Below are 19682 nucleotides of genomic sequence, written 5' to 3'. Positions count from 1 at the left end.
ACGCCATGCACTGTAGCGGCAGCACTGATCGTGAACCACCGACATGCCGGTTGACCTGCAAGTTCGTCGGGTGTGCGACAGTAGCGGGATGCTCTGGGGCCTGCTGCGGCGGTATGTGCGGCCGTACCGCGGGCTACTCTCGGTGGTCGCCGCGCTCCAGATCGTGAGCACGCTGGCGTCGCTCTACCTACCCACCGTCAACGCCGCGATCATCGACGACGGGGTCGCCCAGGGTGACACCGCCACGATCGTCGAACTGGGCATGGTGATGCTCGGCGTCACCGCGCTGCAGGTGGTGTGCGCGGTCGGCGCGGTGTACTTCGGCTCCCGGGCCGGGATGGGGTTCGGCCGCGATGTGCGGGCGGCGGTCTTCGACCGAGTCACGCGGTTCTCCGCCGAGGACACCGCCCGCTTCGGGGCGCCGTCGCTGCTCACCCGCACCACCAACGACGTCGGCCAGATCCAGCTGCTCGTCCAGATGACGGCCACGATGCTGATCACCGCGCCGATCATGTCGGTCGGCGGCATCTTCATGGCGATTCACCAGGACGCCGGGCTGTCGTGGCTGCTGCTGATCAGCGTTCCGGTGCTGGCGCTGTCGAACTACTGGATCGTCTCGCACCTGCTGCCGATCTTCCGGCGCATGCAGCAGCTCATCGACAACGTCAACCGCGTCATGCGCGATCAGCTCACCGGCATCCGGGTCATCCGGGCGTTCGCCCGCGAACCGCTCGAGCGCGAGCGCTTCGGCGCAGCCAACCAGGTCCTGTCCGACACCGCACTCGAGGCGGGCCGCTGGCAGGCGCTGATGCTGCCGGTCACCACGCTGGTCATCAACGTCTCCAGCGTCGCGCTGATCTGGTTCGGCGGGCTGCGCATCGACGCCGGGCAGATGCAGGTCGGTTCGCTGATCGCGTTCCTGTCCTATTTCATGCAGATCCTGATGGCCGTGCTGATGGCCACGTTCATGCTGATGGTCATCCCGCGGGCGGCGGTGTGCGCCGAACGGATCGGTGAGGTGCTCGACACCCGGCCGGGCATCGAGACCCCGGCCGATGCGGTGCGGCCCGACGCGGTGCGCGGTGAGATCCGGCTGGAGTCCGCCACCTTCTGCTACCCCGGCGCCGAACAGCCGGTCGTCGACGACGTCTCGTTCACCGCGTGCCCCGGGACGACGACCGCGATCGTCGGGTCGACCGGGTCGGGCAAGTCGACACTGATCTCGCTGATCTGCCGCCTCTACGACGTGACCGCGGGCGCGGTCCGCATCGACGGTGTCGACCTGCGCGACTACGACATCGACCGGCTGTGGTCGCTGATCGGGCTGGTGCCCCAGCGGGGTTACCTGTTCACCGGCACGATCGCCGACAACCTGCGGTACGGCAAAGACGACGCCACCGACGACGAGATGTGGGAGGCGCTGCGGGTGGCCGCCGCCGACGACTTCGTCCGCGCCCATCCCGACGGGCTGCAGCGCCGCGTCGCCCAGGGCGGGATGAACTTCTCCGGCGGGCAGCGGCAACGGCTGGCGATCGCCCGCGCCGTCGTCCGCAGACCCGCGGTGTACCTGTTCGACGACGCGTTCTCCGCCCTCGACGTGCACACCGATGCCCGGGTGCGCGCCGCACTGCGCGAGGTGTCGGCCGAAGCCACCGTGGTCGTCGTGTCGCAGCGGCTGTCGACCGTCGCGCAGGCCGAGCAGGTGATCGTCGTCGAGGACGGCCGCGTCGTCGGCATCGGCACGCACGACGAGCTGCTGCGTGACTGCCCGACCTACGCCGAGTTCGCCGAATCGCAGTCCGTCGGCGCCGACGTCGGGGGCCGACCGTGACCGGACCGATGGGCCGCCCGATGCGCGGTCTGCCGCAGCCGCCGCCCGAACGCACCCGCGACTTCAAGGGTTCGGCCGTGCGGCTGATCCGGCGGCTCACCCCGCAGCGCACGCTGACGGCGACGGTGATCGGGCTCGGCATCGCCGGTATCGCGCTCGGGGTGATCGGGCCCCGGATCCTCGGACACGCCACCGACCTGCTGTTCAACGGGGTGATCGGCCGAGGTCTGCCCGCGGGTCTGACCAAGGAGCAGGCCGTCGAGGCGGCCCGCGCCCGCGGGGACGACGCGTTCGCCGATCTGCTCTCCGGGATGGCCGTGGTGCCCGGTCAGGGCGTGGACTTCGGCGCGGTGGCCCGCACGCTGGCGCTGGCGCTGGGCCTGTATCTGGTTGCGGCGCTGCTGGTCTGGATCCAGGCGCGGCTGCTCAACGTGACCGTGCAGCGCACGATGGTGCGGTTGCGCGCCGACGTCGAGGACAAGGTGCACCGGCTACCGCTGTCCTACTTCGACACCCGGCAACGCGGTGAGGTGCTCAGCCGCGTCACCAACGACGTCGACAACATCCAGACCTCGCTGACCATCACGATCAGCCAGTTGCTGACCGCGCTGCTGACGCTCGTGGCGGTGCTGGTGATGATGCTGACCATCTCGCCGCTGCTGGCGCTCATCACGGTGATCACGCTGCCGCTGTCGTTGTTGGCGATCCGCTGGATCACCCGGCGCTCCCAGCGGTTGTTCGTGGCGCAGTGGCGCAACACCGGCCGGCTCAACGCGCACATCGAGGAGACCTACAGCGGGTTCACGATCGTCAAGACGTTCGGGCACCGCGCGGCCGCGCAGCAGCGCTTCCGCGAACTCAACGACGAGGTGTACCAGTCCAGTTTCGGCGCGCAGTTCTTCTCCGGCCTGGTCGGCCCGGCGACCGGGTTCATCGGCAACCTCGGGTACGTGGCGGTCGCGGTGGTGGGCGGGCTGCAGGTGGCGACCGGGCAGATCACGCTGGGCAACATCCAGGCGTTCATCCAGTACGTCCGCCAGTTCAACCAGCCGCTGGGCCAGGTCGCAGGCATGTACAACACGCTGCAGTCCGGGATCGCCAGCGCCGAACGGGTCTTCGAGTTGCTGGACGCCGAGGAGCAGACCCCGGATCCGGCGCCGGGGCTGCCCGCGCTGCGCGGTCGGGTGGAGTTCGAGCACGTGCACTTCGCCTACCAGCAGGGCACCCCTGTCATCGAGGATCTGTCGCTGGTGGCCGAACCGGGCAGCACCGTGGCCATCGTGGGGCCGACGGGTGCGGGTAAGACCACGCTGGTGAATCTGCTGATGCGGTTCTACGACGTCGATTCCGGCCGGATCCTGCTCGACGGTGTGGACATCTCGACCGTCGGCCGCCAGTCGCTTCGCTCGCGGATCGGCATGGTGCTGCAGGACACCTGGCTGTTCGCGGGCACGATCTACGACAACATCGCCTACGGCAGACCCGACGCCGGCCCGGACGAGGTGATCGCCGCCGCCAAGGCCGCGTACGTGGACCGCTTCGTCCACAGCCTGCCCGACGGCTACGACACCCGGGTCAGCGACGACGGCGGCTCGATCAGCGCCGGCGAGAAGCAGCTGATCACGATCGCGCGGGCGGTGCTGGCCCAACCACAGCTGCTGATCCTCGACGAGGCGACCAGTTCGGTCGACACCCGCACCGAACTGTTGATCCAGCACGCGATGGCCGAACTGCGCCGCGACCGCACGAGTTTCATCATCGCCCACCGGCTGTCCACGATCCGCGACGCCGACCTGATCCTGGTCATGGAGGCCGGACGCATCGTCGAACGCGGCACGCACGAGGAGCTGGTGGCCCGCCGCGGCGAATACTGGTCCATGACACAGGTTTAAGCACTTCGCTGCCTGCGATTCCGCATCGCCGATCCGCGCGGTCGGGCAGGATGCGCGGTATGCCAAGCACCACCGTGCACACCTTCTGCCGCTACTGCCTGGCGTCGTGCGGTGTCGAGGTCACCGTCGAGGACAACCGGGTTCGCAAGGTCGCACCCGACAGGCTCAACCCGCACAGCTGGCACGACTTCTGCGCCAAGGGCCGCACCGCCGCACAACTCGTCGAGCACCCGCGCCGCATCCGCACCCCGATGCGCCGGGTCGGTGACCGCTACGTCGAGGCGACGTGGGACGAGGCGATCACCGACATCGCGGCCCGGATGAACGCCGCGATCGCCGCGGACGGCCCCGACGCAGTGGGTGCGTACTACGGCAACCCCACCGGGTTCTCCGGATCCAACGTCATCTTCATGAACGCCTGGCTCGACGCGGTCGGCACCCGCAACCGCTACTTCGTCGGGTCGGTCGACCAGAACGCGATGCACGTGGTGGCCGAGGCGATGTACGGGTCGATGCTGATGGCGCCGGTGTCCGACGTCGACAACTGCGACTATTTCCTGCTCGTCGGTACCAATCCCGCTGTGAGCGCGTGGAATTGGTTGGAGACGGTGCCGGGAGGTTGGCGCCGCGCGCTGGAGCGGCAGAAGGGCGGTGCGACGATCGTCGTCGTCGACCCGGTGCGCACCGAGACCGCCGACCATGCCGACCTGCACCTCGCGGTGCGGCCCGGTCAGGACTGGGCGCTGATGCTGGGGTTGGTGAAAGTCGTTCTCGCCGAGGGACTCGAGCACCGCGAGGACTGTACCGAGCTCGCGGTGGGGGTGCCGGAGCTGCGCCGGCTGGTCGCCGAGGCCGACCTCGACGACCTCGCGGCGCGGTGCGGTGTCGACCGCACGACGATCGAACGGGTGGCGCGGGACTTCGCGGCCGCCGAGGGCGCGATGGTGGTGACCCGCACCGGGGTGTCGCTGCACGCGGCGGGCACGGTGGCCGAATGGCTCGGCCATGTGCTCAACGTCATCACCGGCCGGATGGACCGGCCCGGCGGGCGGCGGTTCGAACCCGGCTACGTCGACGCGCTGCGGCTGGCCGACCTCGCCAAGGGCGACCCCCACGTGAGCCGGGTGGCCGGCCGGGAGATGGTCTCGGGCGCACACGCTTTGGCGGAGCTGCCCGACGAGATCACCACCCCTGGGCCGGGTCAGATCAAGGCAATGCTGATCAACTGCGGCAATCCGGTGGTGTCGGGTCCGGACGGCGCGAAACTCGACCGCGCGCTGGCGACGCTGGACCTGCTGGTCGTGATCGATCTGGTGCAGCGGGAGAGCCACCGGCACGCGCACTGGTTGCTGCCCGCCGCGCACTGGCTCGAGCGTGACGATCTGCTGGCGTTCACCAGCAGCATGCACGACGAACCGTTCGTGCAGTACGGGCGCCGGGCCGTCGACCCGCCGCCCGGGGCGCGTGAGGAGTGGCGGATCTTCACCGACCTGACCCTGGCGATGGGGCGGCCGCTGTTCGGGGTGAAAGGGATGAACGCCTTCGTGCGGGCCACCCGGCGCGCCGCGGCGCTCACTCGTCGCCCCGCACTCGAGTTCGGGCCGCAGTGGCTGAACCGTGTTCTCATCGCGACAGCGCGAAAGGTCAACGGCCACAGGTTGCGGTGGCGTGACGTGGTGGGCAGCCCGCACGGCCTGGTGCTCGGGCCGCGGGAGTTCGGCCACTTCCGCGGCGCGCTGCGCACCCCGGACAAGAAGGTGCACGCCGCACCGCCCGAATTCGTTGCGCGCACACGGGAACTGCTCGCCTCGGCACCGCCGATCGCGCCTGCCGGATACCCGTTCCAGCTGGGCAGCCGGCGCAACCGCCACTCGATGAACTCATGGCTCAACGACCTGCCGGGGCTGCATCCGGGCGGGAAGCGCAATGAGGTGGTCATCCACCCCGACGACGCGTCGACCCTCGGTGTGCGCGACGGCGACCTGGTGCGGGTGTTCTCCCCCGTCGGCGCCGTCGAGGTGTGCGCCGCGGTCAGCGATCAGCCGCGGCGGGGTCTCGTTGTGCTCGACCACGGTTGGGGGTCACGGGTTTTCGACCCGCGCGGTGAGGCCGGGCCCCAGTCGTTCGGCGTCAACCGCAACCTGCTCGTGGACGGCGGCGGGCTGGACCCGCTGTCGCAGACCTCGACGCTCAGCGCGGCGTGGGTGGGGATCGAACGCGTGCGCTGACCCCCCGCGAGACTACGGTTGTTGACGGATTTTTCGCGAAATCCGTCATCTTCCGTAGTCTCGGCGCCGTCAGAGTTGTGGGCCCTCGACGCGCAGATCGTCCACCTTGGCCATCGCCTCGCGCAGCTGGGCCAGCCATTCGTCGGCGTGCTGCCCCACCAGCCGCACCGACCAGGCCAGTGCGTCCGACCGTGACCGCGCGACCCCGGCGTCGACCAGGGTGTCGAGCACCTGCCGTTCGGGTTGCCGCAACCGGGTCATGACGGGAACGGCGATGTGGGTGAACAGGATCCGCTCAGTGTGCTCGGCCGGACCGACTTCGACGCCCCAGGACACCTTGCGGCCGTAGCGGGCCTCGGCCTCGTCGGCGATCTGCATGCGCTCGGGGCGGGTCTGCTCCCGGAATCGGGCGGCGCGGCCCGATGCCTTGGCCTCGCTGTCCTGGACGTCGGATTCGGCCAACCGGCCGATCACGGTGATCTCCTCGCGGTCGACGACCACGGTGGGGTCGCCCGCGAACCATTCGTCGGGGACGCGGCCGGCGAACCAGTCCGCGGCGTCGCTCGCATCGGGTTGGTCGGCCTGTTGCCACCCGCCCGGCCGCCCTGGGCGGCGGTGATGATGTGTCTTCATGATTACATGATTACACCGTTGCATCGCAGGTAGAAGAGTTTCACCACGGGCGAAACCCGGCCGCGACACTACGGTTGTTGACGGATTCGGCGGGAAAAGCGTCACGAACCGTAGTGTCGGCGCGTGAGCAACTGGGACACCGAGGCGGTCAGCGGGTGCTATGCCGGCCATCGCGGGCGCCTCTACCGCCGCGGCCCCACCACGATCACCGAACTGGTCGCGGGCACGGAATGCTGGACCGACCGCGAGTTCCTGGTCCACGGCGACCGCCGGATCTCCTACGCGCGGTTCCGCGGGGCGGTCGGCCGCGTGCGCGTACACCTCGCCGCCCTCGGCATCCGGCCCCGCGACCGGGTGTTGGTGTTCGGCTACAACAGCCCCGAATGGGTCGCCGCGGTGTTCGCCCTGCTGCTCGACGGGGCGGTTCCGGTCCTCGGCAACCGCTGGTGGAGTCGCGCCGAGGTGGCCCACGCCGTCGATACTCTGGATCTGCGGCACATCCTCACCGACACCGCGCTGGACACGCCCGTACCCACCAGCCCGCTGACCGACCTCGCCGACACGTTCGAGGCACCGGGAATCGAGACCCCGGGCGTCGACTCCGACATCGACGACGTCGCGATGGTGCTGTTCACCTCCGGCAGCTCGGGGATGCCGAAAGCCGTTGAGCTGTCCCGGCGCTCGATCATCGCCAACCAGCAGAACATCCTGACCCGCAACGGCAGGCTGCCGCACCTGCTCGACGCGGACTCCCCGCAGGCGATCAGCCTCGCGAGCACACCGATGTTCCACATCGGCGGGGTGTCGAGCCTGTTCACCCACTTCCTCACCGGCGGCCGAATCGTTGTGGCGCAGGGCCGGTTCGACGCCGGACAGGTGATGGCGCTGATCGAACGCGAGCGCATCCAGGTTTGGGGTGCGGTGCCGACCATGGCCGTCCGCGTACTCGAACACCCCGACTTCGGTACGCGGGATCTCAGCAGTCTGCGGTCGTGGCCGCTCGGCGGTGCGCAGGTGAGTCCGGCCCTGCTGGAACGGATCCGGGAGAAGTTGCCGAACCTGCGGGACCGCGGCCTCTCCAACACCTGGGGCATGACCGAGGCGGGCGGATTCCTCACCGTCGCCGACAGCCGCGACCTGCGGGACCGCCCCGGGACGGTCGGAAAGCCGTACCCCGTCGTTGAATTGCGCATCGACCGGCCCGACGCCGACGGTGTGGGCGAGGTGCTGGCCCGCTCCCCCACGGTGATGCTCCGCTATGCCGGCGGCGGCGCCGCCCAGGCCGTCGACGCCGACGGCTGGTTGCACACCGGCGACCTGGGCCACCTCGACGCCGACGGCTACCTCTACATCGACGGCCGCAGCAAGGACATCGTGATCCGCGGCGGCGAGAACATCGCGTGTCCGCACGTCGAGGCGGCACTCACCCGCCATCCCGCCGTCGTCGAAGCCGCCGCACTCGGCCTGCCCCACCCCGATCTCGGCGAGGAGCTCGCCGCCGTCGTCGTCTACCGGACCGGGGCACCACCGCCGACCGACGCCGAGCTGCGCGCGCACCTCGCCGGTGTGGTGTCCTCGTTCGCGGTGCCGACCCGCTGGCTGATCCGCAGCGAACCGTTGCCGACGCTGGCCGGGGAGAAGATCGACAAGCGGTCACTGGCGGCAGACTTCGCCTGACCCGTTTCGTCATACCCCCTAGGGGTATAGTCGACGGCATGAGCCTGAAGTTGAACGTCGCCGGTATGAGTTGTGCGCACTGCGTCTCGAGCATCACCAAGGCCGTCGAACCGCTGCCCGGCGTCACCGGCGTCACGGTGGACCTCGACGCCGCCGCCGTCACCGTGTCCGGCACCCCCGAGCAGGGCGCCGTCGTCGCGGCGATCGAGGACTGCGGATACGACGTCAACTCCGCGGCATGACCTCGGTCGTCCTCACCGTCGGCGGGATGACCTGCGCCTCCTGTGCGGCGCGGGTCGAGAAGAAGCTGAACCGGATCGAGGGCGTGAGCGCCGCGGTCAACTACGCCACCGAACAGGCGACCGTCTCCTACCCCGACACCGTGCGGCCGGAGGACCTCGTCGCCGCCGTCGAGGCGACCGGGTACACCGCGACGCTGCCCACCCCAGACCGGCCCGACACCGACGAGGCCGCACCGTGGCGTCTGCGACTCCTGGTCTCCGCGGCGCTGAGCCTCCCGGTGGTGCTGCTGTCGATGGTCTCCGCGCTGCAGTTCGACTACTGGCAGTGGGTGGCGCTCGCGTTGAGCACACCGGTCGTGGCGTGGGGCGCCTGGCCGTTCCACCGGGCCGCGCTCACCAACCTCCGCCACCGCGCCGCGACCATGGACACGCTGATCTCCGTCGGGGTGTCCGCGGCCTACCTATGGTCGCTGTGGGCGCTGTTCTTCACCCACGCCGGGATGCCGGGGATGACGATGGCGTTCGACCTGCTGCCGTCGAACGCCGCCGAACCCCACCTGTACTTCGAGGTCGCCGCCGCGGTGACGACGTTCCTCACCGCGGGCCGCTACTTCGAGGCCCGGGCCAAACGGCGCTCCGGCGCAGCGCTGCGCGCCCTGCTCGACATGGGCGCCAAAGACGTTGCGGTACTGCGGGATTCCGGGGAGGACCGGATCGCGATAGACCAGTTGGCGGTCGGCGACGAGTTCGTGGTGCGACCCGGCGAGAAGATCGCGACCGACGGGGTGGTGGTGTCCGGCTCGTCGGCCGTCGACGCGTCGATGCTCACCGGCGAATCGGTACCCGTCGAGAAGGGGCCAGGCGACGATGTCGTCGGCGGATGCGTCAACGTCGGCGGCCGGCTCACGGTGCGCGCCACCCGGATCGGCGCCGACACCCAGCTGGCGCAGATGGCGCGGCTGGTCAACGAGGCGCAGAGCGGTAAGGCCGAGGTGCAGCGCCTGGCCGACCGGGTGTCGGCGGTGTTCGTCCCGGTGGTGATCGGCCTGGCGGTGCTGACCCTGGCGGGGTGGCTGGTGAGCGGGGCGGCGGTCGACGCGGCGTTCACCGCAGCGGTGGCGGTGCTGATCATCGCCTGCCCGTGTGCGCTCGGACTCGCGACGCCGACCGCGCTGCTGGTGGGGACCGGCCGCGGCGCCCAGCTGGGCATCTTGATCAAGGGTCCGCAGATGCTGGAGTCGACGCGTCGGGTGGACACCGTGGTGCTGGACAAGACCGGGACGGTGACCACCGGGCAGATGGCCGTGGTCGCCTCCCACTGCGACGACGAGGCACTGCGGCTACTGGGCGCGCTGGAGAACGCGTCGGAGCATCCGATCGCCCGGGCGATCGCCGGATACGCCGCGACGCGTGGGGAACTGTCCGCCGTCGAGGAGTTCGAGAACCACGGCGGCAGCGGGGTTCGCGGGGTGGTCGACGGGCACCGCGTCGCGGCCGGCCGTCGGGAGTGGCTGAACGCGCCGGTGCCCGACAACCTGCGGGAGATCGCCGACGCCGCCGAGGCCGAGGGTCAGACCCCGGTGTGGTTCGCCGCCGACGGCGCGATCCGCGGGGTCGTCGTGGTGTCCGACACGGTCAAGGACCACGCTGCCGACGCGATCGCCGACCTGCGCACACTCGGGCTGACCCCGGTGCTGCTCACCGGTGACAACCGGCGCGCGGCCGAGGCGGTGGCCGGGCGGGTGGGCGTCGAGACCGTGCTCGCCGAGGTGCTGCCTGAGGACAAACTCGACGCGGTGCGTCGGCTGCAGCGCGACGGCAAGGTCGTGGCGATGGTCGGCGACGGGGTGAACGACGCCGCCGCGCTCGCCCAAGCCGACCTTGGGCTGGCCATGGGCACCGGCACCGACGCCGCGATCGAGGCGTCGGACCTCACGCTGGTGACCGGCGACCTGCGTGCCGTCCCCGATGCGATCCGGCTGTCGCGCGCCACGCTGCGCACGATCAAGGGAAACCTGTTCTGGGCGTTCGCCTACAACGTGGCGGCACTGCCGCTGGCCGCGCTCGGATTGCTGAACCCGCTGATCGCGGGTGCGGCGATGGCGTTCAGCTCGGTGTTCGTGGTGTCCAACAGCCTGCGGCTGCGGGCATTCACGCCGTCGCGGTGACGGTCAGGGACGGCGGGCGCGGAACAGCTTCGTCTCGCCCTTGATGCCCTTGAGGTGACGGGCGCCGGCGAACGACCAGGAGAACCGCTCGTCGTCGCCGATCGCGTCGCGCACTGATTGAGAGACCAGCACCGTTCCGGGGCGGGCCGCGCCGGTCACCCGGCTCGCGAGGTTGACGGGACTGCCGAACCAGTCCCCCGCCCGGCTGACCGCCTGTCCGGCGGCCACCCCGACCCGCAGCCGTGGGAAGTCCTGGTCGCTGGTCGCGGCGTCGAGCAGGGCCAACGCCGCATCGAGCAGGGCCGCCGGATCGGTGCTGACGAGCATGACGGCGTCGCCGATGGTCTTGACGAACCGCACCGGCGCCACGGCGAGCTCGCGCGCCAGATCGCCGAGTCGGCGGGCCAGCTGCTCGAGTTTCTCCGGCGGCAGCGCCTCGCCCAGCCGGGTGAATCCGACCAGGTCGGCGAACATGATCGACACCTCGCGGGCGCCGGGTAGCGGCACACCTTCCGCCCGCTCGGTGGCCGACACGGCCTCGGTCTCCATCGCGTGCCGCAGTTGCAGCAGCAGCATGTCCTCGACCATCGGGCCCAGCATCGGTGCGAGCTCACGCACCAACGCCTCGGACTTCTTGGCGATCTCCAACTCCGACGCGCCGGGCGTCAGCACCGCCGCGAACGCGGTGTAGCGCATCACCTCGGCGGCCTTGGCCAGGCCCTCTGAGAGCACCCGCACCACCTGAACGACCTGGTCGGGGTCGAGCCCGAAGTCGATGAACCGCTGGGCGAGGGCGGCGGCCTCGGCGTCGGCGCGCAGGTGCACGACGGCGTCGGGATCGTCCTCGCGCGACAGACCCATGGCCCGCTGCACCCGCTGCAAGAGGTCCAAGTCGATGCCGAACTTCTCGCTGGTCTCCCGGGCGGAGACGTAGACGCCGTCGTCGCCGACGTGTCTGCGCGAGGCCAGCAGCATCGGGGCGATCGCCTCGCGCACCTCGGTCATGCTGAAGCCGCGGTCGAGCAACCAGTCGATCAGTTCGGCGCGTTCGGTGCGCGCCGACCCGGCCAGCCCGTCGAGGAGCGCCTCGACGTCGTCGTCGTCACGATTCGTGGTCTCGCGGGCTTCGGTCACGCCCCAACGTATACCCAGGATCGGGCGGCGGCTTCCGCTACTTCAGCACCTCGAACAGGTCGCGGGGCGTGGAATGGAGGATCTCTCCCCCGGTTTCGGTGACCAGGATGTTGTACCCGTAGATGACGCTCATGCCCTTGTAGTGGGCGATCGAGGGTTCCATCGAGAACACCATGCCCGGTTCGAGGACATGCTCGTCACCGTCGAGGATGTCGGGGCGCCCCACCCACACCGGAGGGTAGGCCAGCCCCATGCCGAACCCGACCCGTGCCGGGATGTATTCGGCGTAGCGGCTCCGGATCTGGCGACTCAGCCGGTCCAACTCCCCCACGCTCACCCCGGGTTTCACCAGTTCGAAAGGCTCCCAGAAGGAGTCGAGCACGATCTTGTGCAACTGCGCGAGTTCGTCGCCCGCCCGGCCGGCCACGATCGTGCGCACGATGTTGCTGTTGTACCGGGCCGAGACCCCGCTGATCTCGAACATCACCGGGTCGCCGTCCTCGACGATGCGCGCGCTGGGTGCGGCGTGGAACAGTCCGCTGCGCGGCCCACTGCCGATGATCATCGGCAGCGCGGCGTATTCGGAACCGGCGTCGGCCATGGCGGCGAGGATGCGCGCGTTGAGCTCGAATTCGGACACCCCCGGCCGGAGGTGCTCGACGGCGGCCTGGAAGCCGATGTCGGCGTAGTGCGCCGCGCGCCGGATGAGCTCGATCTCGGCCTGCGACTTGATGATCCGCGCTTCCTGACCGATCGCGGTGGCGTCGTGGAACGTCGCCTGCGGCAGCGCCGCGCGCAGCTGTTCGTACCAGGCGGGCAGCAGGTACCAGTTGCCCATCTCGAGCCCGATGCGTGCGTCGGCACCCGTCCCCTGCTCGTGCACGGCGTCGGCGGTCATCGCGATGGGATCCTGACCGTGTTCCCAGATGCGCACGTCGCTGATCCAGCACTGGCTCCACGCCAGACCCTGTTCGCACTTGTGCGTCAGCAAGATCGGTTCGCCGGCATCGGCGGTCAGCACCACCGCCGAATACAGATAGATGCCCAGCGGGTCGAAACCGGTGAGGTAGTTGAGGTGTTCGGGCGTGGTCACCACCAGCACGTCAACACCCGCCTGCGCCATACCGTCCTGGAAGCGGGCGACGCGGCTGCGGTATTCGTCGACGGTGAACGGACGCGGATCCTCCTCGAATCCGTGGCGATCGAGGTGTCGGAGGTCGTCGGCGTGGACGGTCACTGTGGGTTCCTCTCCCATTTCTTGATTCCTGCCACCCAGGTCGCGATGACGGGGATCTGGGCGATGGTGGACGGATCGGCGGTCCGGGGATCGGCCTGCAACACCGTGAAATCGGCCAGCTGGCCCGCTTGCAGCCTGCCCTTGACGTCGGCGCGGCCCTCGAGTCGGGCCGAACCCTGGGTGTAGACATCGAGGGCTTCCTCGACGGTGATGCGTTGGCCGACGCCGACCGGCATCCCGGCGGCGCTGGTGCGGGTGACGCAGCTCTGAATCCCCGCCAGCGGGGGCAGTGGCCCGCAGGGGTAGTCCGATGATCCGCCGATGGTGATCCCGGCGTCGAGAAAGCTGCGGTGCGCGAACATCCGCTCGACGCGTTCCTCGCCGTACCACTGCAGCAGTTTGTCGCCGTGGTAGTAGGGGTAGCCGGCGAACGGTGCGGCCCCGGCGTCGAGTTCCCGCATGCGGGTGAGGATTTCGTCGGTGATCACCGAACAGTGTTCGATGCGCAGGCGCGGTGTGGGACGTCCCTGCGCCGCCAGCGATTCCACCGCGTCGAGGACGAGCCCGATGGCACGTTCGCCGTTCGCGTGGATCGCCAGTGTCAACTCGGCCTCGGCGCAGTCGGCGGCGAGGTCGGTGATCGACGCGAGGTCGGTGACCATGACCCCGCGGTCGTCGCTGCCTTCGAACGGTTCGGCGACCGCACAGCTGCGGCCGGCCACGGCCCCGTCGACGAACGCCTTGATACCGCCGATGCGCAGCCACTCGTCACCGAACCCGTCGACGATCCCGACGGCCCGCAGCGCGGGCAGGTGCGGGAAGGTCATCAGGGCGTTGACCCGCACGGGCAGCGCGTCACGGTTGCGGGCACGCTGGAACAGGCGAAGTTCCTCGGGTCCCATCATGGCGTCGCCGATCGAGGTGATCCCGGCGGCGAGTAGCGTTTCGGCGCTGGCGCGCAACGCGTTCAGCGCCTCGTCACCGCTGATGTCGGGCGTGAGGTCGAGGTTGCGGCTCAGTGACGGGTAGACGAAGTCGAAGAAGGCCTGCTCGAACACCTGCCCGGTGAGGCGGCCGTCGGCGTCGCGGCCGTAGGCGCCGCCGTCGGGATCGGGGGTGTCCTCGGTGATCCCGGCACGGTGCAGCGCGGCGCTGTTGACCACGCCCCAGTGCGCGCTGATGTGTCCGACGACCGCGGGTGCGTCGGGCACCAGGTCGTCGAGGTCTGCGCGGGTGAGGATCTCGCCGTCGGTGGTCCGGGTGTGGTCGTAGCGCGATGCGCGGACCCACCCGCGGGAGTCCGGATCCGCGGCCGACAGCCGTGCCGCCAGATCCGCCTGGTCCGGTGTGCGCTCCGGTGAGAGGTCGACGCCCATCGACTGGGAGACCATCATGCCAAGATGCATGTGGCAGTCGTTGAAGCCCGGTAATACACAGGCCGATCCGTAGTCCGTGGCCGCCGCGTGCGGCCATTGTGCGCGCAGCGTGTCGGCATCGCCGACGGCTTCGATGACACCGTTGCGGACCACCATGGCGGTGATGCCGGGTGCCGGGGTGCCCGCGAACCCGGCCGCCGTGATCAGGATGGGTGGGGTCATGGTCAGAAGCCCCCGATGACTTGGCCGCCGTTGATGGAGATGGTCTGGCCGGTCAGGAACGCCGATCGCGGGCCGGCGAGATACTCGATGAGGTAGGAGATCTCCTCCGGGTCGGCGTAGCGGCCTAGCGGGACCGTACGGTAGTCGTCTTCGAGTTCGGCCTGACTGAATTCCGCGGTCATGGCAGTGTGGACACCGCCGGGTGCGACGGCGTTGACCGAGATGCCGTACTGACCCAGCTCTTTGGCGGCGTTCTTCGCGAACGCCATCAGCGCTCCCTTGGCGGCGCAGTAGGCATACGAGTGGCCGATGCCCGCTTGGCCCCAGATCGAACTGATGATGATGATGCGTCCGGATCCCGATTCCTTCAGCCACGGCAGGCACGCCCGGCTGGTGTTGAGGGCGCCGTCGACGTGGACGGCGAAGGTGCGGTGCCAGGTGTCGTCGTCGGTGTCGGCAAGCGTCTCATTGGTGTGGATCAGCCCGGCATTGCTCACCAGCACGTCGATACCGCCGGCCAGCTGCGCGAACCCCTCGGCCACCGCTTCGACCTCCGCACGGTCGGTGACGTCGAGCTTGCGGGCCACCACCCGGCCGTCGAGTCCGCTGGCCGCGTCGGCCACAGAGGTCACCGCGCTCTCGTCGATGTCGGTGGCGCACACCGTGTATCCGGCCGCGGCAAGGGTCAGGGCGTGGGCCCTCCCCATGCCGTTGCCCGCGCCGGTGATGAAGGCGGTACGTGGGGTGCCTGCGGTCATGCGCTCATCTCTCCGATCAGGGTCGCGTCTTCGCCATCCTCGGGCACGGTGCTGCCGTCGCGGGCGGTCAGCGATCCGAAGCTCGTGCCGCGGATCGCGGGCGGCTCCGGAGCCACCTTCAGCACGGCGGCGTACACGACTCCGGCGACGACACCGGAGAGGATGAACGACAGGTCCATACCACCGGCCACCGCGGCGAGTGGACCGGTGAACACCGTTGTCGCCGTGAACAACAGCCCCACGATGACGCCGGGCACCCAGGCGCACACCGCGCGGTAGTTCACGCCGCCGGTGAACCAGTAGCGCCCGCCTGCGCGGCCCTCGTTGAACACCTGCAGGTCGGCCGGGTGGAACAGGCCGCGGCGGTAGATGAACCCCTCGATCATGATGACCATCCACGGGGTCGTGATCACCAGGAGGATCACCACGAACGCGTTGATCAACGAGACGGCGTCGACGACGAACGTACCGATGTAGACCAGCGCGGTGGCGACCGCGGCGATGGTCAGCGTGGCGGCGACCCGGCTCAGTCGGGGCACCAGGGACGAGAAGTCCAGCCCGGTGCCGTACAACCCGATGGCGCCCTGCCCGCAACCGCCGATCAGCCCGATGAGCAGGATCGGCACGGCGTACCAGCCGGGGGCGACGTCGGTGAGCCCCAGCACGTAGTCGGTCGCCGGGTCGACGAACATCGAGGCGGTGAAGGCACCGAACAGACACGTGACGGTCAGGCCGATGAACGCGCCGGATCCCGTAGCGAGCAACAGCTTCCGCGGTGATGCGCTACGCGGGACGTAACGGCTCCAGTCCCCGACGAACGGGCCGTAGGAGACGGCGACCGATGCGACGGTGATCACGGCGAGCACCCAGGTCGGGACGAAGGAGCCGAGCAGGTAGTTCCCGCTGACGCCGCCGGTGAACTGCGGGGCCAGCACGACGACGCCGATGAGCAGCATGACACCGACGGCGGGGACCATGAACTTGTTGGCCAGCACCAGGTTCGCGTGCCCGAGCACCGCGATGCCGACCACCACGCAAACGATGGCCGCATAGCTCACCGCGAGCATCCACGGTTGGACGTCGACATCTGCGAGTTTGGCGAGGCCGGCCGCCATGGCCTGGCCCCCGGTCCATACGGCCAGCGCCACGAAGCCCAACGCGGAGAACAACGCGAGCACCGAACCGATGATGCGTCCGACGACTCCGAACAGTGCGCCGCTGCTGACCGAGTTGTTGGTGCCGGTGCGGGGCCCGAACAGCGACATCGGCGCGAGGATCAGCGCCCCGATCAGGTTGCCGACGATGATGGCCCAGCCCGACTGCCAGAAGTCGAGTCCGAAACTGACCGGGAGCCAGCCGAAGACGATCAGGCTGAATGCGAGGTCTCCCCCGATGAGGATCCAGAAGAGGTTCCACGGGGAGGCGTGGCGCTCGGCCTTGGGGATGTAGTCGATGCCGCGCGTCTCGACGCGGCCGACGGCGTCCACGGGTTCAGTCATGTGGGACCTTTTCGTGTGGGGGTGAAGGTCATTCGGCGTCGTAGCGGACGGTCATCCCGCCGTCGACGACGAGGTTGGCGCCGGTGATGTAGGCCGCGCGAGGTGAGCACAGGAAAACCGCGGCCTCGGCGACGTCCTGCGGGGTGGCGATCCGGCCGAGCACGCTGAGCCGGGCGTTGTCGGCCACCACCGACGCGGGGTCGCGGCCGTCGCTCGAGTAGAGCCGGTGCAAACCCGGGGTGTCGGTGACGCCGGGGGTCACGATGTTCGAGCGGATCCCGCGGTCGCCGAAGTCGACGGCGATGGAGCGGGCGATCCCGATCACGGCGTGCTTGGTCGACAGATAGGCCGGATAGTTCGCGCTGGTGCGCAGGGCGGTGTCCGATCCGGTGAAGCACAGTGCCCCGGCCGTTTTGGACTCGACCATGACGCCGAGCACCGCACGCGCGGTCAGGAATGCGCCGCGGCAGTTGACGGCGAAGGTCCTGTCCCAGTGCTCGATCGGCATGTCGAGCACGTTTCCCGACGGGATCATGGTGGACGCGTTCACATGCGCGACCGTGATCGTGCCGAAGTGGTCGGCGACCGCGGCGATGGCGGAATGGGTGGCGCGCTCGTCGGCGACGTCGCACGCGAAGGCCTTCGCGGTGTGACCTGCGGTCCTCAGGTCCCGCGCGACGGCGCCGGCACGGTCTCCGTCGAGGTCGAGCACCGCCACCGCGGCTCCGGCCTCGGCGAACCGACGCGCGGACGCCTCACCGATGCCCGATGCCGCGCCGGTGACGACGGCGACGTGTCCGTGCAGTTCGGCCGCGGGAGGTAGACCAGTCATGGTCGGCGAATCTAGCCCAGCCTCTGAGCGATTCGTTCGTGCTGAAGCGCCTCATCAGCGAATCTGTCAATCGCGGCCGAACCGTTGTTGCTCCGTCACCGCCATTACGCAGGTGGCGCCGTCTTTCCGCTCACCAAAACGAACGATCGAATATCAGCGAGATTCCTATTTTGTCGTCACAGACCTCCAGTCGGATCATTCGACATTCAGATGGCCGTCTGGGCATGTCGGTTCTGCGTCACATCGCGGACTGGCGGTCGATCTGTTCGTCGTCTAGGGTGGGCCCACTTCACCCGAGGCAGGCCCACCATCGACGACATCGACCGCGCCGTACTGCACGAACTCCGTCGCGACGGACGAATTTCCCAGGAAGAACTCGCTCGTCGTATCCATGTGTCGCGCCCGACGGCGGCCCGGCACCTCAGCCGGCTCATCGAGAGCGACGGCGTCAAGGTCGTGGGCGTCGTCCATCCTCAGGTCCAGGGCCTCCACGTCGTCGGACACGCCTCGGTAATCGCCGACGGGGACGTCAAGCGGCTGGCCGCCGATCTGTCCGCCCTGCCCGACGTCGTGTTCCTCAGCATCACCGCCGGCGCCATGTCCCTCGTCGCCGAGATCCGCGCGCAGTCACAGACCGATTTCCAGCACACGCTCGACGAAATCCGTCGGCACCCGTCTGTCGTCACCACCAACACGGTGATGTACTCGCAGATCCTGCGTGACGTTCTCGAACCGGTACGGGTGGCCGCACCGATGTTGGATGACCTCGACCGTGCCCTGATCCAGCACCTGCGCCGCAACGGCCGCGCGTCGTACTCGGATCTCGCTGAGGCTGTAGATATCTCGGTGACGACGGCGCGCACCCGGGTGCGTCGCCTGCTGGCCGAACAGATCGTGCGCATCGGTGTCATTCAAAACCGCCAGGGCGAGGACAACCTGCTGCGCTTCGGGATCGGGATCCGCATGCGGGGCGTGGCGACCGGACTCCAACAGCTCGTCGAGATGCCGGAGTTGCAATTGGTCGTCACGTCGGTCGGCCGGTTCGACGTCGTTGCGACCGTCGACGGGGTGACCCGTGATGACGCCGCGGACATCTTCGGCCGGATCAATGCCCTGCCCCAGGTGCTGTGGAGTGAGACGTGGATGCATCTGCAGGTCTGCAAGGAGATGTACTGAAGCGATGACGTCCACACCGGATCTGGTGCAGGGGTTCGCGCCGATCGCCGGCGGCGCGCCCGAGGTGCTCGTGCTCGGGAACGCGCCGAGCGTGCTGGCGCTGGCCAAGCACCAGTACTACGGCAATCCGCAGAATGCGTTCTGGCGCATCATGGGAACGCTGTACGGATTCGCCGCCGACGACCCGTACCCCGACCGGACCGCCGCGCTCATCGCCAACGGGGTCGCCGTATGGGATGTGTTGCGCTCGTGTCGCCGCGCGGGCAGCCTCGACTCCGCGGTGCGACCGGACAGCATGGTGGTCAACGATTTTCCGGCGTTCTTCGCCGAGTACCCGACCATTCGGCGGGTGTTGTTCAACGGTGCCGCGGCGGAGAAGAACTTCCGGCGGCTGGCGGACGGCGAATTCAACCTGGAGTTCTCGCGGCTGCCGTCGACCAGTCCGGCGCAGACGATGCGCTTCGAGGTGAAGCTGGCGACCTGGCGCGCGGCGCTGCTCGGCTGAGCCCTGTTTCGCCGAGACTGCTGGGAGATCGCCGTTTCGCGAGATTTTGTGATCTGGCAGCAGTCTCGGCGGATTTCTGCCATGCGTCGGTCAATCACTGCCAACGGGATGGATGGCCCTGACCTGCGGGTTGAAGCAGTCAGACCGGCCAGGAAAATCCTCCAGACCGATAGAGACGCAGAAGAGGTAGAGAAGATGAACAAGTTCGGATTCGCCACCATCATCGCCGGCGGACTGGCCACCGGATTCCTGGCCTTCGCCGCCCCCGCCCA

15 protein-coding genes are annotated in these 19682 nt (G+C 69.1%); 8 read left to right on the top strand and 7 right to left on the bottom strand.

The window, feature by feature from the left end:
* Positions 1–88: 88 nt before the first annotated feature.
* From AU194_RS14545 to AU194_RS14535, 3 genes are read left to right on the top strand one after another with little or no spacing between them, the layout of a single operon-like run.
* The gene (locus AU194_RS14545; RefSeq protein ID WP_157576092.1) at positions 89–1831 is read left to right on the top strand and encodes an ABC transporter ATP-binding protein; all 1743 of its coding nucleotides are present in this window, start codon (positions 89–91) and stop codon (positions 1829–1831) included.
* Positions 1832–1839: 8 nt separating this feature from the next.
* On the top strand, positions 1840–3723 hold the full coding sequence (locus tag AU194_RS14540) for an ABC transporter ATP-binding protein (protein WP_059090024.1): 1884 nt from the start codon (positions 1840–1842) through the stop codon (positions 3721–3723).
* Positions 3724–3782: 59 nt separating this feature from the next.
* The gene (locus AU194_RS14535) at positions 3783–5951 is read left to right on the top strand and encodes a molybdopterin-dependent oxidoreductase (RefSeq protein WP_059090023.1); all 2169 of its coding nucleotides are present in this window, start codon (positions 3783–3785) and stop codon (positions 5949–5951) included.
* 69 nt (positions 5952–6020) lie between these two features.
* Here the strand turns inward: AU194_RS14535 and AU194_RS14530 are convergent, their stop codons facing one another.
* The gene (locus AU194_RS14530; protein WP_059089965.1) at positions 6021–6584 is read right to left on the bottom strand and encodes a hypothetical protein; all 564 of its coding nucleotides are present in this window, start codon (positions 6582–6584) and stop codon (positions 6021–6023) included.
* A 123-nt stretch (positions 6585–6707) separates the two neighbouring features.
* On the opposite strand from AU194_RS14530, the gene AU194_RS14525 reads away from it, so the two are divergent.
* The 3 genes from AU194_RS14525 to AU194_RS14515 are packed head-to-tail and all read left to right on the top strand — an operon-like array spanning position 6708 to position 10671.
* Positions 6708–8261, top strand: a complete 1554-nt coding sequence (locus AU194_RS14525; protein WP_059089964.1) for a class I adenylate-forming enzyme family protein — start codon at positions 6708–6710, stop codon at positions 8259–8261.
* Positions 8262–8299: 38 nt separating this feature from the next.
* Positions 8300–8503 (top strand): heavy-metal-associated domain-containing protein, encoded by a 204-nt coding sequence (locus AU194_RS14520; RefSeq protein ID WP_059089963.1) that lies wholly within the window; start codon positions 8300–8302, stop codon positions 8501–8503.
* Positions 8500–10671, top strand: a complete 2172-nt coding sequence (locus AU194_RS14515) for a cation-translocating P-type ATPase (protein WP_059089962.1) — start codon at positions 8500–8502, stop codon at positions 10669–10671. The genes AU194_RS14520 and AU194_RS14515 overlap by 4 nt, the downstream gene beginning before the upstream one ends.
* A gap of 3 nt (positions 10672–10674) precedes the next feature.
* Here the strand turns inward: AU194_RS14515 and AU194_RS14510 are convergent, their stop codons facing one another.
* Genes AU194_RS14510 through AU194_RS14485 form a run of 6 tightly spaced genes read right to left on the bottom strand, consistent with a single transcriptional unit; the run spans position 10675 to position 17729 of the window.
* Positions 10675–11805, bottom strand: coding sequence for an adenylate/guanylate cyclase domain-containing protein (locus tag AU194_RS14510; RefSeq protein WP_059089961.1), 1131 nt, complete (start codon positions 11803–11805; stop codon positions 10675–10677).
* Positions 11806–11842: 37 nt separating this feature from the next.
* A complete protein-coding gene (locus AU194_RS14505) occupies positions 11843–13042 on the bottom strand; it encodes a Xaa-Pro peptidase family protein (protein ID WP_059089960.1) in 1200 nt (399 codons plus the stop codon).
* The gene (locus tag AU194_RS14500; RefSeq protein WP_059089959.1) at positions 13039–14640 is read right to left on the bottom strand and encodes an amidohydrolase; all 1602 of its coding nucleotides are present in this window, start codon (positions 14638–14640) and stop codon (positions 13039–13041) included. The genes AU194_RS14505 and AU194_RS14500 overlap by 4 nt, the downstream gene beginning before the upstream one ends.
* 2 nt (positions 14641–14642) lie before the next feature.
* Positions 14643–15398: an SDR family NAD(P)-dependent oxidoreductase gene (locus AU194_RS14495; RefSeq protein WP_059089958.1), complete on the bottom strand. Its 756-nt coding sequence runs from the start codon at positions 15396–15398 to the stop codon at positions 14643–14645.
* Positions 15395–16897, bottom strand: a complete 1503-nt coding sequence (locus AU194_RS14490) for a cytosine permease (protein WP_059089957.1) — start codon at positions 16895–16897, stop codon at positions 15395–15397. The genes AU194_RS14495 and AU194_RS14490 overlap by 4 nt, the downstream gene beginning before the upstream one ends.
* 28 nt (positions 16898–16925) lie before the next feature.
* Positions 16926–17729, bottom strand: a complete 804-nt coding sequence (locus tag AU194_RS14485; protein ID WP_059089956.1) for an SDR family NAD(P)-dependent oxidoreductase — start codon at positions 17727–17729, stop codon at positions 16926–16928.
* A gap of 210 nt (positions 17730–17939) precedes the next feature.
* On the opposite strand from AU194_RS14485, the gene AU194_RS14480 reads away from it, so the two are divergent.
* Together AU194_RS14480 and AU194_RS14475 are read left to right on the top strand one after the other, a co-directional pair.
* Positions 17940–18905 (top strand): Lrp/AsnC family transcriptional regulator, encoded by a 966-nt coding sequence (locus AU194_RS14480; RefSeq protein WP_082698655.1) that lies wholly within the window; start codon positions 17940–17942, stop codon positions 18903–18905.
* 4 nt (positions 18906–18909) lie between these two features.
* On the top strand, positions 18910–19410 hold the full coding sequence (locus AU194_RS14475) for a DNA-deoxyinosine glycosylase (protein ID WP_059089955.1): 501 nt from the start codon (positions 18910–18912) through the stop codon (positions 19408–19410).
* Positions 19411–19682: the final 272 nt, after the last annotated feature.

Origin of the sequence: Mycobacterium sp. GA-2829, from assembly GCF_001499965.1 — a bacterium.
Taxonomy (GTDB): Bacteria; Actinomycetota; Actinomycetes; order Mycobacteriales; family Mycobacteriaceae; genus Mycobacterium.
This window is presented reverse-complemented; position numbering and strand designations above follow the sequence as displayed.

Excerpts from the sequence above, each read along its gene's own strand:
- AU194_RS14495 (WP_059089958.1), bottom strand. The coding sequence starts at position 15,398 with ATGACCGCAGGCACCCCACGTACCGCCTTCATCACCGGCGCGGGCAAC.
- AU194_RS14475 (WP_059089955.1), top strand. The coding sequence starts at position 18,910 with ATGACGTCCACACCGGATCTGGTGCAGGGGTTCGCGCCGATCGCCGGC.
- AU194_RS14535 (WP_059090023.1), top strand. The coding sequence starts at position 3,783 with ATGCCAAGCACCACCGTGCACACCTTCTGCCGCTACTGCCTGGCGTCG.
- AU194_RS14540 (WP_059090024.1), top strand. The coding sequence starts at position 1,840 with ATGGGCCGCCCGATGCGCGGTCTGCCGCAGCCGCCGCCCGAACGCACC.
- AU194_RS14480 (WP_082698655.1), top strand. The coding sequence starts at position 17,940 with ATGGCCGTCTGGGCATGTCGGTTCTGCGTCACATCGCGGACTGGCGGT.
- AU194_RS14500 (WP_059089959.1), bottom strand. The coding sequence starts at position 14,640 with ATGACCCCACCCATCCTGATCACGGCGGCCGGGTTCGCGGGCACCCCG.
- AU194_RS14530 (WP_059089965.1), bottom strand. The coding sequence starts at position 6,584 with ATGAAGACACATCATCACCGCCGCCCAGGGCGGCCGGGCGGGTGGCAA.
- AU194_RS14545 (WP_157576092.1), top strand. The coding sequence starts at position 89 with ATGCTCTGGGGCCTGCTGCGGCGGTATGTGCGGCCGTACCGCGGGCTA.
- AU194_RS14485 (WP_059089956.1), bottom strand. The coding sequence starts at position 17,729 with ATGACTGGTCTACCTCCCGCGGCCGAACTGCACGGACACGTCGCCGTC.
- AU194_RS14490 (WP_059089957.1), bottom strand. The coding sequence starts at position 16,897 with ATGACTGAACCCGTGGACGCCGTCGGCCGCGTCGAGACGCGCGGCATC.
- AU194_RS14515 (WP_059089962.1), top strand. The coding sequence starts at position 8,500 with ATGACCTCGGTCGTCCTCACCGTCGGCGGGATGACCTGCGCCTCCTGT.
- AU194_RS14520 (WP_059089963.1), top strand. The coding sequence starts at position 8,300 with ATGAGCCTGAAGTTGAACGTCGCCGGTATGAGTTGTGCGCACTGCGTC.